General features: G+C 71.6%; 8 protein-coding genes and 1 pseudogene. 4 read left to right on the top strand and 5 right to left on the bottom strand.

Annotated elements, in window-relative coordinates; genetic code table 11:
• The 3 genes from ACZ6W9_RS36770 to ACZ6W9_RS36760 form a co-directional block, all read right to left on the bottom strand.
• A partial coding sequence (locus ACZ6W9_RS36770; RefSeq protein WP_470121845.1) for an aldehyde dehydrogenase family protein occupies nucleotides 1-356 on the bottom strand: 356 nt, incomplete at its 3' end.
• Nucleotides 353-1654, bottom strand: coding sequence for an aspartate aminotransferase family protein (locus ACZ6W9_RS36765; protein WP_470121844.1), 1302 nt, complete (start codon nucleotides 1652-1654; stop codon nucleotides 353-355). The genes ACZ6W9_RS36770 and ACZ6W9_RS36765, both read right to left, overlap by 4 nt.
• A 214-nt stretch (nucleotides 1655-1868) precedes the next feature.
• The gene (locus ACZ6W9_RS36760; protein WP_470121843.1) at nucleotides 1869-3380 is read right to left on the bottom strand and encodes an MFS transporter; all 1512 of its coding nucleotides are present in this window, start codon (nucleotides 3378-3380) and stop codon (nucleotides 1869-1871) included.
• 54 nt (nucleotides 3381-3434) lie between these two features.
• On the opposite strand from ACZ6W9_RS36760, the gene ACZ6W9_RS36755 reads away from it, so the two are divergent.
• Both ACZ6W9_RS36755 and ACZ6W9_RS36750 read left to right on the top strand, forming a co-directional pair.
• Entirely contained in the window at nucleotides 3435-4223 is a 789-nt protein-coding gene (locus ACZ6W9_RS36755) for a TetR/AcrR family transcriptional regulator C-terminal domain-containing protein (protein ID WP_389970943.1), read from the top strand.
• A gap of 175 nt (nucleotides 4224-4398) precedes the next feature.
• Nucleotides 4399-5160: a hemerythrin domain-containing protein gene (locus ACZ6W9_RS36750; protein WP_389970940.1), complete on the top strand. Its 762-nt coding sequence runs from the start codon at nucleotides 4399-4401 to the stop codon at nucleotides 5158-5160.
• Nucleotides 5161-5291: 131 nt separating this feature from the next.
• Here ACZ6W9_RS36750 and ACZ6W9_RS36745 read toward each other — a convergent pair.
• Nucleotides 5292-7004 (bottom strand): annotated as a pseudogene (locus ACZ6W9_RS36745) (response regulator); the annotation flags it as partial.
• Nucleotides 7005-7472: 468 nt separating this feature from the next.
• On the opposite strand from ACZ6W9_RS36745, the gene ACZ6W9_RS36740 reads away from it, so the two are divergent.
• Nucleotides 7473-9098 carry a PucR family transcriptional regulator gene (locus ACZ6W9_RS36740; RefSeq protein WP_362947007.1) on the top strand — a complete coding sequence of 542 codons (1626 nt, stop codon included), beginning with the start codon at nucleotides 7473-7475 and terminating at the stop codon, nucleotides 9096-9098.
• A gap of 100 nt (nucleotides 9099-9198) precedes the next feature.
• Here ACZ6W9_RS36740 and ACZ6W9_RS36735 read toward each other — a convergent pair whose 3' ends face one another.
• Complete coding sequence (locus tag ACZ6W9_RS36735) at nucleotides 9199-9327, bottom strand: hypothetical protein (protein WP_389970933.1); 129 nt, start codon at nucleotides 9325-9327, stop codon at nucleotides 9199-9201.
• A gap of 325 nt (nucleotides 9328-9652) precedes the next feature.
• Between ACZ6W9_RS36735 and ACZ6W9_RS36730 the strand changes: the two genes are divergently transcribed.
• Complete coding sequence (locus ACZ6W9_RS36730; protein ID WP_470121842.1) at nucleotides 9653-11119, top strand: phosphodiester glycosidase family protein; 1467 nt, start codon at nucleotides 9653-9655, stop codon at nucleotides 11117-11119.
• Nucleotides 11120-11329 lie beyond the last annotated feature (210 nt).

Here is an 11329-nt window from a genome sequence, read left to right as displayed (position 1 = left end):
TTGAGCAGGTGCGGGATGCCGCAGGCGAACTCCACGACCTCCAGCCCGCGGGCCACCTCGCCCAGGGCGTCGGAGTGGACCTTGCCGTGCTCGGCACTGATCAGCGCCGCCAGCTCATCGGCGTGGGCGTCGACCAGCTCGCGGAAGCGGAACAGCACCCGGGCGCGCTTGGCCAGGGAGGCGTCGCGCCACGCCGGGTAGGCCGCCGCCGCGGCGGCCACGGCCGCGTCCACCTGCTCGGTCCCGGCCAGGTGGACCTGTCCGCTGACCTTCCCCGTCGCCGGGTCGAAGACGTCGGCGGTGCCGTCGCCGCCCTCGACGGCGGCTCCGCCGATCCAGTGGGTGATGTTCTTCACGACGGGACGACCTCTGCGTTGACGACTTCGAGTGCGTTGACGATGATCCCGAGACCCTCGGCGGCCTCGTCCATGCTCAGGGTGAGCGGCGGGGCCATGCGCAGGACGTTGCCGTGCAGGCCGCCCTTGCCGGCGAGCAGGCCGGCCTTCCTGGTCTCCTCCATGAACCGGGCCGCCAGCGCCGGGGCGGGCTCGCCGGTGGCCGGGTCGGACAGCTCGACGGCGAACATCAGGCCCTTGCCGCGGACGTCGCCGACGACCGGCAGCCGCGGCGCGGCCTCGCGGAGCCCGTCGATGATCAGGGCGCCGGTGCGGGCGGCGTTGGCCTGGAGGTCGTGGTCGAGGACGTAGTCGAGGGTCGCGTTGGCGGCGGCCATGGAGACGGGGTTGCCGCCGAAGGTGGCCAGGCCGACCGCGTGCAGGCCGTCCATGAGGTCGCCGCGGGCCACGACGCCGCCGACGGCGAAGCCGTTCCCCAGCCCCTTGGCGAACGTCATCATGTCGGGGGTGACGCCGTGGTTCGCGATGCCGAAGAACGCCGAGCCGGTACGGCCCCACCCGGTCTGCACCTCGTCGGAGATGAACAGGATGCCCTCGGCGTCGAGGACCTCCTTGTAGGCGGCGAACAGTCCGTCCGGCGCCATGGTGAAGCCGCCCACGCCCTGGATCGGCTCGGCGATCAGGGCGGCCACGTCACCGCCGGTGGCGGTGGCGAGCACGTGACGCAGGTCCTCGACGCACGCGGCGATGTAGTCGGCGTCCGACATCCCGCGGAACTGGGCGAGGTGCCGGTCGGTGCCGTGCAGGAAGTGGACGTTCAGCGGCGACAGCGAGCTGTTCTTCCAGGAACGGTTGCCCGTCACGCTGATCGCGCCGAAGGATCGGCCGTGGTAGCTCTGCCGCATGGCGAGCACCTGGTCCGACCTGCGGGCGTAGGTCGCCAGCAGCAGCGCGGTCTCGTTGGCCTCGGTCCCGGAGTTGGTGAAGAAGACCTTGGCGTCCTCGATGCCGGACAGCCGGGCGATCTTCTCGGCGAGCTCGACCTGACCGCGCAGCAGGTACACCGTCGAGGTGTGCACGACGCCGGTGGCGAGCTGGCGTTCCACGGCCTCCCGCACCTCGGCCACGTCGTAGCCGATCATGTTGGTGAGGATGCCCGCGAAGAAGTCGAGGTAGCTCTTGCCCGAGGCGTCGACGACCCGGTTGCCCTTGCCGCCGACGATCTCGATGGGCTCGTTGTAGTAAAGGGACAGCCAGTTGGGCATTACCGCCCGGTGGCGCGCGAGGAGGTCCGACATACGTCGAGTATCCCTTTTCCTGCCCGCCGCTCCCATGGGCAACCTGTCGGGAGGTTACGGCCGGAGCCGTCACTGTGTAATACCGGGCGTAATACCGGGCGTAATACCGGGCCGCCCCATCGCCCCGCCCGGGATACGGGCGGGACAGAAGGAGCCACGGTGGCCGAGAGGCCGGGGCGCCGGGAAGGTCGAGGCCGCCGATGCCGGGGTGCCGTCAGCCGCCCGCCTCCACGAGGTCGGGACGCGCGGCCGGCGATGCCGCCACCGCCGGCCGTAGCAGCACGAACGCCAGGACGGCGGCGGCGAGGGTGAAGGCGACGCCCACCCAGGAACCGAAGGCCATCGCCGAGACGAAGGATTCCCGGGCGGTCCGCGCCAGCCCGGGATCGCCGAGCCGCAACGCCACGGCCACGGAGTCCCGGGCCTCGGCGGGCGCCGACTCCGGCATGGACGAGCGGTAGACCCCGGCCAGCACGCTGCCGAGCACGGCCACGCTCAGCGCCATGCCGACCTGCTGGACGGTGTCGTTGAGCGCCGACCCGACGCCGGCGTGCTGGGGCGGCACGGCGCCCATCAGCGTCGCGTAGACGGCAGGCCCGGCGATCCCGGCGCCGACGCCCATGAGCATCAGGCCCGTGATCAGCAGGCCGTACCCGGTGTCGGCGGTCATGAAGGCGAGGGCCCCGAAGCCGAGGGCCATCACGGCCAGGCCCGCCGCCGCCAGCATGCGGGTACTGACCTTCTGGCCGAGCGCCGCCCCCAGGATGTTGAAGACCGCGGCGGCCACGGCGTACGGCAGCAGCGCCAGCCCGGCCTTCATCGCCCCGTATCCCAGCACGAACTGGAGGTACTGGGTGAGCATCAGCAGCAGGGCGCCCGCGCCGAACGACATCAGCACGATGGAGAACGACGAGCCGCTGAAGTTCCGGTTGCGGAACAGCTCCAGCGGCAGCATCGGATGGGCGCTGCGGCGCTCCCAGAGCACGAACCCGCCGAGCGCCAGCACGGCCAGCCCGGCGGCGGTGAGCACCTCGGGCGAGGCCCACCCCTCGGACGGCGAGGAGATGACGGCGTAGACCAGCGCGGTCATGCCGGTGGCCGACAGCAGCACACCGGGCGGATCGAGCCGGCGGGCGGGGCCACGCGACTCCGGCATCAGCAGCGCGGCGGCGACGACGGCGAGCGCCGCGACCGGCACGTTGATCAGGAAGATCGATCCCCACCAGTAATGCTCCAGCAGGAAGCCGCCCAGCGTGGGACCCGCGATGACGCCGACCATCGCCACCGCGCTCCAGGCGGCGATGGCCTTGCGGCGCTCGGCGTCGTCGAAGACGGTGATCAGGATCGAAAGGGTGCTCGGCATCAGGATCGAGCCCCCGACGCCCATCAGCGCGCGGGCGGCGACCAGCTGCCAGGGCTCGGTGACCAGCACCGCCACCAGCGAGGCGCCGCCGAACAGCAGCAGGCCGACGATCAGGAAGCGCCTGCGACCGTAGCGGTCGGAGAGGCTGCCCGCGGTGAGCAGCAGCCCGGCGAAGACCAGGACGTAGGCGTCGATGATCCACTGGATGTCGGCGGGGGTGGCCTTCAGGTCCCTCATCAGGGACGGGATGGCGAGGTTCAGCACCGTGTTGTCGATGACGAGGACGAGGAGGCTCAGGCAGAGCACGCCCAGGATCCACCAGCGGCGGGGGTGCGGCTCGGCTCGTACGGTGTGCGATTCCACTCGCACACCGTACGACAAAATCGAACGGCGTGCGAACCCTTTTATGCTGGAGGGGTGAACCAGCCCTTCAGCTCCGTCTGGACCCGCGAGCCGCGGCCCGCCAGGAGCGCGACGCTCAGCCGGACCCAGATCGTCCGGGCGGCCATAGAACTGCTCGACACCGAGGGCCTCGACGCGCTCAGCATGCGCCGCCTGGGCGCCAAGCTCGGGTCCGGGGCCACGAGCATCTACTGGCACGTCGCCAACAAGGACGACCTGCTGGAGCTCGCCCTCGACGAGGTCTACGGCGAGCTCACCCTGCCCGACGAGGACGCGGCCTGGCGCGAGGCCGTCTCGGCCTTCGCCCACAGCGTGCGCGCCGTCCTCCTGAACCACCCCTGGGCGGCCGTCCTCCTGGGCTCCAGACCCTCCCTCGGCCCCAACGCCGTCGCGCTGGTGGCCAGGCTGATGAAGCTGTTCCAGCGGGCCGGGTTCCAGGGCATGGCGGTGGACTACGCCTGGTCCACGCTGCTGGCCTTCGTGCTCGGCGCCACCACGCCCGAGATCGCCTGGCGCGCGGCCCTCGGCGCCACCCGGATGAGCGGCCCGGAGCTGATGGAGACGACGCACAGCGTGGCGGAGCGCGCCGTCCGCGACCACCCCGACCTGGCCGCGCACTACGCCCGGTACAGGGACACGGACATCGAGGCCAGCCGCGCCCTCGCCTTCGACTTCGGCCTGACCTGCCTGCTCGACGGCCTCCATGCCCGCCTGGACCGCGGGGACGCCCATCCGCCGGGCCCGGACGCCGCCGGCCGGGCCGGGGCCGCCTCCCCCTGCGAGCATCCCGGCTCCCCCGCCTGACCGCCCCGCCCGGCCGCCCCGCCCGGGGCCGGCCGTACCCGGTGGCGGCCGGGGGTGGGCGAAGCATTACCCGGACCGCGGCGTGGCGCCGTGGCACGCGGGAAGAAACCCCACCGCACGCCGTCGGGGGGCGACGGCGCGGGCGGGCGAGTACGGCGAGGCGGTGACGGCAGGAATGGACGTCGTTGGAGATCCCTCGACCCCGGCGGTGCGCCGCCGTGACCTTCTGGGCCTGCCCGTCCTGGCGCTGGGGGCCGCGACCGGCCCGCAGGCGGCGGCCCGGGCGGACGGCGCGGATCCATCCCCCGCGCCGGGAAGACCGTCCGGGGAGGCTGCCGGGAGCCCCGAGGAGGTGCCGGTCACGCCGCCGGAGGATCTGATGCGCGAGCACGGCGTCCTCAAGCGCGTCCTGCTGGTGTACCGCGAGGGGCTGCGGCGGATCAGCCGCGGCGAACGCGTGCCGTCCCGGGAGCTGCACGACGGGGCCCGCGTCATCCGCGAGTTCATCCAGGACTACCACGAGGAAAGCGAGGAGAAGCACGTCTTCCCCAGGCTACGGCGGGCCGGCCGGCTCACCGGCACCGTGGACACGCTCCAGCTCCAGCACCGGCGGGGCCGCGTCCTGACCGACCGCATCCTGGAGACCACCGGCTCGTCCCGGTCTCCGGACGCGCGGGCCCGCCGCCGCCTGACCGCCGACATGGCGGCGTTCGTCCGGATGTACGAGCCGCACGAGGCCCGTGAGGACACCGTCGTCTTCCCGGCTTTCCGCGACCTCCTCACGCCCCGGGAGCTGCTGGAGCTGAGCGAGGTCTTCGAGGAGGACGAGCACCGCCGCTTCGGTCCCGACGGATTCACCGACATGGTGAACCGGGTCGCCGACATCGAAAGAAGCCTCGGCATCTACGACCTGACCCGGTTCACCCCCCGCGTGTGAGCGGTCCGCCGGGGCCGGCCGGGCGCGCGCCCGCCGCTGCGGGATCCCGCGGGCCCGGACCCCCGGGTCCCGTCCGCACGTCTCTTCGTCCCGGACGTCCGGGACGAAGAGACACGCGGGGAAGGCGGACCCTACAGGCCCATCCACTGCTGGATACGGGAGATCAGCTCCTGGGAGTCGACCGGCTTGGTGACGTAGTCGCTGGCGCCCGCCGCCAGGGTCTTCTCCCGGTCGCCGTGCATGGCCTTGGCGGCCACCGCGATGATCGGCAGGTCGGCGAAGCGCGGCATCTTCCGGATGGCCGCGGTGGCGACGTAGCCGTCCATCTCCGGCATCATGATGTCCATCAGGACGAGGCTGATGTCCTCGTTGCGTGAGAGCACATCGATGCCCCTGCGTCCGTTCTCGGCGTAGAGCACCTCCATGCCGTGCAGCTCCAGGATGTTGGTCAGCGCGAACACGTTGCGCACGTCGTCGTCGATGACCAGGACCTTGCGGTTCACCAGCACGGTGTCCGCGTCGTCCATCGCCCGGGGGTGCTCCTCCAGGCTGGGCTGCACCAGCGGCGGCACGCCGCCGGGCGCGTGCGCCGACAGGTGTAGGGCGATGCGCTCACGCAGTTCGTCGAGGCTGGGGATGCGCTCCAGCGGCTGGGTGTTGGACCGCCCCTTGAGGAGGTTCTCCTGCGGCCTGGTGAGGGTGCGGGTGTGGTGGGCGAGCACCGGCAAATCCCGCAGGACCGGGTCCTCGTCGAGCAGCCGCAGGAACTCCGCGGCCCCGTCCTGCCGCATGCCCAGGTCGAGCACGATGCAGTGGTGGACGGCGCCCTTCAGGACGTCGATCGCGGCGGCCGGGTCGCCGGCGGTGGAGACCACGACCGGCCCGTGGGTCGCGCTCAGGTCGGCGACGGCGCTCTCGGCGATCTGGGAGAGCAGGCCGTTCGGCCTGGACTCCATCACCAGCAGACGGCGCCTCTCCGCCCCCTGCGCCGCGCCGGCCGCGGGAGCGGGGCCCGCCGCGGCCGTCTCCGGGGCGGGCCGGTCGCCGGGTACGGGAAGAGGCGCGGGCCGGACGGCCGCCGCACCGGTCGCGACACCGGCGATCGGCAGGAGGAGGCTGAAGGTGCTGCCCTCACCGAGGACGCTGACCGCCCGGATCTCACCGTTGAACAGCGTGGCGATCTCCCAGCTGATCGACAGGCCCAGCCCGGTGCCGCCGTACTTGCGACTGGTCGTGCCGTCGGCCTGCTGGAAGGCGTCGAAAATCTGCGAGAGGTTCTCCTCGGCGATACCGATGCCGGTGTCGGTGACGTGGAAGGCGAGCACGTCCTGCCCGGGGACCCCCGGGAGCCCGGTGCCGGTCGGCCGCTCGATGCGCAGCCCCACCGACCCCGTCTCGGTGAACTTCACCGCGTTGGACAGCAGGTTGCGCAGCACCTGCCGGAGCCTCTGCTCGTCCACCAGCAGCTCCTCCGGCACGTCTGGGGCGACGGTCACGTCGAACCTGAGGTCCTTCTCCGTGGTCAGCGGGCGGAAGGTCGCCTCGACGTAGTCGAGGAGCCGGCGCAGGTCCAGCGGTTCCAGCGTGATGTTCATCTTCCCGGCCTCGATCTTGGACAGATCGAGGATGTCGTTGATGAGCTGGAGCAGGTCGGTGCCGGCCGAGTGGATGACGTTGGCGTACTCCACCTGCTTGGCGGTCAGGTTCCGGGCCGGGTTCTGGGCCAGGAGCTGGGCGAGGATGAGCAGCGAGTTGAGCGGGGTGCGCAGCTCCTGGCTCATGTTGGCCAGGAACTCGCTCTTGTACTTCGAGGCCAGCGCGAGTTGCTTGGCGCGGTCCTCCACCAGGATGGGCCGTCTGGACAGCGCGGCCTGCCCGACGAGCGAGTCGCCGAAACGGTGCCGGCGGTCGGTCTCCCGGTGCCCGTAGCCGCCGACCACCCGCCTCCTTGAGGAGCCCGTCGCCGTCGTCCGGCAGCCGCGTCCCGAAGTCGCCGTCGCGCACCGCCGTGAGACCGGCGAGCAGCCGGCGGAGATCCAGTTCCTCCACGCCGGAAGCGCCCCGGCCCGCTCCGCGACCGTCCGTGCCTGAAGTGTCGACCATCGCTTCTTCTGCCAGGGAAGGGTCAAGCGACCTCAGGCCCTATGGGTACCGCACCGCGGAATTCCCGGAACGGGTACGGCGTTGCCTGCCCCGGTGGCCCGGTGAGACCATCACCGGCGTCACGGAAGCGGTTAACTGCACAATGTCACGAAACATCCTGTAAAGCACCGGCAATCCGTATTTACACGCTGATCAGATAACCTCGGTGGGTGCTCCCTACGATCGCCGACGTGCTCGCCCTCGACACCGTCCGCCGGGGCAACCCCCGTGTCGTCGCGGGAGCCGACCGGCTGGACACCCGCGTGCGGTGGGTGCACGTGGGAGAGGTCACCGACATCGCCCAGCTGCTCCGCGGCGGGGAACTGGTGCTCACCACCGGCATCGCCCTTCCCGACGACCCCGACCGGCTCGCCGACTACATCGCCGAACTGGCCGCCGTCGGCGCCTCCGGGCTGATCGTGGAGCTGGGCCGCAAGTTCGTCAGGGAACTGCCCAGGAGCGTGGTCAACGCCGCCGAGAAGCACGGCCTGCCGCTGATCACGCTCGGCCGCGAGACGCCGTTCGTGCAGATCACCGAGTCGGTTCACGCCCGGATCATCGACATCCAGCTGGAGGAGCTGCGCGCCTCCGAGCAGCTTCACGAGGTGTTCACCGAGCTCTCGGTCGAGGGCGCCTCCCCCGCCGAGGTCCTCCGCCAGGTCGCCCGGCTGTCCGGGCGGCCCGTCCTCCTGGAGAACCTCGCCCACCAGGTCCTCGCCTGCGACACCGCCGGACGCGACACCGGGACGCTGCTGGCGAGCTGGGAGACGCGGTCCCGGGCGGTCGCCCCCGGCCGGCGCACCGCCTACGACGACGCCGCCGGCTGGCTGGTCACGATGGTCGGGGCCCGGGGTCAGGACTGGGGACGCCTGATCATGCTGTGCGACGCCCAGCCCGACCCCCGTGACATCGTGCTCGCCGAACGCGCCGCCACCACCCTCGCCCTGGGCCGCCTGCTGGAGCGTCACCAGGAGTCGCTGGAACGCCAGGCGCACGGCACGATCATCGCCGGAATCCTCTCCCACGCCTACGCCGACCCCGACGAGGCGGCGGCCCGCGCCCGTGCGGTCGGGGTGCCGCTGACCGGCCGCAGGCTGGTCAGCGTGGTCCTGCGGCTGGCCGAGGCGTCGGAGAACCCCCTCGACGGCCAGGAGCAGCTCGCCAGGCTCGGCGATCTCGCGGAGGCCGCCGCGGCCGCCTGCCGCGACGCCCGGCTGCCCGCCCTGGTCGGCGTCCTCGACCAGAACCGCGTCGGCGTCCTGCTCCCACTGCCGCCCCGCACCCCGGTCGAGTCGGCGCTGACCACCCTCTCCGACCGCCTGCGCACGGCGTTCACCGCACCGTTCGTCCTCGCCGCCGGCTCGGACGTCGAGTCCCTCCGCGACGTACGGCGAAGCTTCCTGGAGGCCGAGCAGGTCGCCGACGTCGCCTTCCGCCAGCCCGACGGCCGCCCCTTCTACCGTCTCCCCGACCTGCGGCTGCGCGGCCTGCTGCACCTGCTCAGAGACGACGCCCGGCTGCAGACCTTCGCCGAACGCGAGCTCAGCCCCCTGCTGGCCCACGACGCCCAGCGAGGCGGCGACCTGACGGGGATCCTGCGGGTGTACCTCGACTCCGGCCGCAACAAGGCCGTCGCCGCCCAGAGGGCCCACCTGTCCCGGCCCGCCTTCTACGACCGGCTCCACCGCCTGGAACGCATCCTCGACACCGACCTGGACGACGTCGAGTCCTGCCTCTCCCTCCACGTCGCCCTGCTGGCCCTGGAGTCGTTCAGGAGAGACAAGCCCCGCGGCTGAAACGCCCGCACCGGAACCGCGGGGACCGCGCCTTCCCAGGTCCGGTCCAGGGTGCGGCGCGAGCCGTACGGGACCCAGACTCCGTACGGCCCGCGCCCGCCTATGAGGGCCCGTCGGGCCCGGCCTCGGCGTGAACGGTGTCGTCGGCGCAGACGTACAGGTCCCAGCGCCGCGGTCGCGCCATGACCACGCCGAGGATGAAACCGAGGACCATGCTCGCGATGATCACAATGAGAATGCTCAGCCCCATGACGGCTGCCTCTCGCAACTTGTGCCGCCCGGCCTTGAGGGAATGCGGCTACTGCACCGTAACGCCGCCCTCCCACGCCCGCAGCGAAACCGCGGGGACTGACCCCTATTGACCAGCACGGCCGGCTCTCGCGGCGGAACCGTACCGGGGCTCCGGACGTTCCCCACGGCGGCGCGGCGGATGACCCGATGCTTTCTCCGACTTTCTCATGGCTTTTTGCGTGTTTCGCTCCCCCGGCTGTGTGGATCTTCGGCACGATGGTGCACCGAAGTCCGGTCCTCAACGGGGAGAGAGAAACACGCACATGTCGCGACGTATCATCGTCGGGCTTTCCGCCATCGCACTGGCCGCCACAGCGGTCCCGGCCCACGCGGAACAGACGAGCCTGACACTCCCCACATCGGCCTTCCCCCTGGGGCAGGAGCAGGGCCGCCCCCTGACCAAGAACCAGCGGGAGGTGAGCCGGGGCGTCCGGCTGTTCGATGTGGCGCACGGCAGTTCCACGCAGGGCTGGACGGTGTCGCTGCTGATGCCCAACGGGCACGACGACGGAACCCTCCAGGCCGCGCAGCTCAAGGCCGAGGAAGCCTCCGCCGCGGGGTTCACCCCCGTCGTGGTGCGGATCGTCCAGCCGGCCGCGGCCGACGCCCCGGCGGTGGAGCGGTACATGGTCCGCATCGGGGAGTGGGCGTTCAAGCAGCGCGCCGGTGCGGACAAGATGGTCAAGGACCTCAAAGAGGCCGGTATCAAGGCCAAGACCGACTACCTCGCCGACGACGGAGCCGAGACCACCGGCCCATGGAAGATGCACGTGCTGATGGTCGACCCCAAGCTCTTCCGGGGATCCTTCAAGACCAGCGTCGGCGTGAGCGTCGCCAAGCGCGAGACGACCAGCTCGATGGCCAAGGGCCTCAACGCCATCGCCGGGGTCAACGGCGGCTTCTTCAACATCCACACGCCGAAGCAGCTCCAGGGAGACCCCATGGGCGTCTCCGTGGTGGGCGGCAGGCTGCTCAGCGAGGCGGTGGCCGGCCGCAGCGGGCTGGTGCTCAACGGACGCAGGGCCCGGATCACCGAGCTGAAGTCGGTGACCACCGCCGCCTCCTCGGGTGGGGCCAGAGCCGAGGTCAAGGGCATCAACCGCGCCGCCGGCCCCGACGAACTGGTCCTCTACACCCAGGAGTTCGGCGCCAAGACCGCGGCCGACGGTGGCGCCGAGGTCGTGATCGACGCCCAGGGCAAGGCCACCGCCCGCGCGGCCGGCGGCGCCGTCCCCCGCGGATCCTCCGTCCTCCACGGAACCGGGAGCATGGCGGAGTGGCTGCTGTCGTACGCTCCCGACGGGTCCACGATGAGCATCGACAACAAGGTGATCGACCTGCGGACCGGGAGGGGCGTCCCCCTCACTCCCGAGACGTACATCATGGGGGGCGGTGTCGGCCTCGTCAGGAACGGCCGGGTGCAGATCACCGCCAAGGCCGACGGGCAGGCGTCGGTCAACATGATGCTCCGCCGCCATCCGCGCACGCTGGTGGGCATCGGCAGGTCCGGGGGGCTGATCGTGGCGACGGTCGACGGCCGCGATCCCGGGGGGAGCGTCGGCGCCTCGATGGTGGAGGCGGCACAGCTGATGCGCTGGCTCGGCGCCAAGCAGGCAGTCAACTTCGACGGCGGCGGCTCGTCCGCGATGGTCGTCGGCCGCAAGGTCGTCAACCGCCCGTCCGACGGCAGGGAACGCACCGTGGGCGACGCCCTCTTCATCACGCCGTGATTCGTACGGGGCCGGCCGGGGAACGGACGCGAAAAAGCGAGGTCCCAGGCGGCGACCGTCCAGAACCCCGATAATACAAAAAGGGCCGCTTCCCCGGATTCACCGGGGGAGCGGTCCTTTTCTGTTCCCGACCACCCGAGGACGGCCCTTCCCCACACCCGGAAACCCGGGAAACGCGAAAAAGGCGGGGCCCCGGACGACGAACGTCCA

It is taken from the genome of Streptosporangium sp. NPDC053982 (assembly GCF_055585205.1).
Note: the sequence above shows the minus strand (reverse complement) of the source record. Positions and strands in the feature narration are given on the sequence as shown.

What these genes read in the sequence shown, in the direction of transcription:
- ACZ6W9_RS36765 (WP_470121844.1), bottom strand. Translation starts at nt 1,654, where the DNA reads ATGTCGGACCTCCTCGCGCGCCACCGGGCGGTAATGCCCAACTGGCTG.
- ACZ6W9_RS36750 (WP_389970940.1), top strand. Translation starts at nt 4,399, where the DNA reads ATGGACGTCGTTGGAGATCCCTCGACCCCGGCGGTGCGCCGCCGTGAC.
- ACZ6W9_RS36730 (WP_470121842.1), top strand. Translation starts at nt 9,653, where the DNA reads ATGTCGCGACGTATCATCGTCGGGCTTTCCGCCATCGCACTGGCCGCC.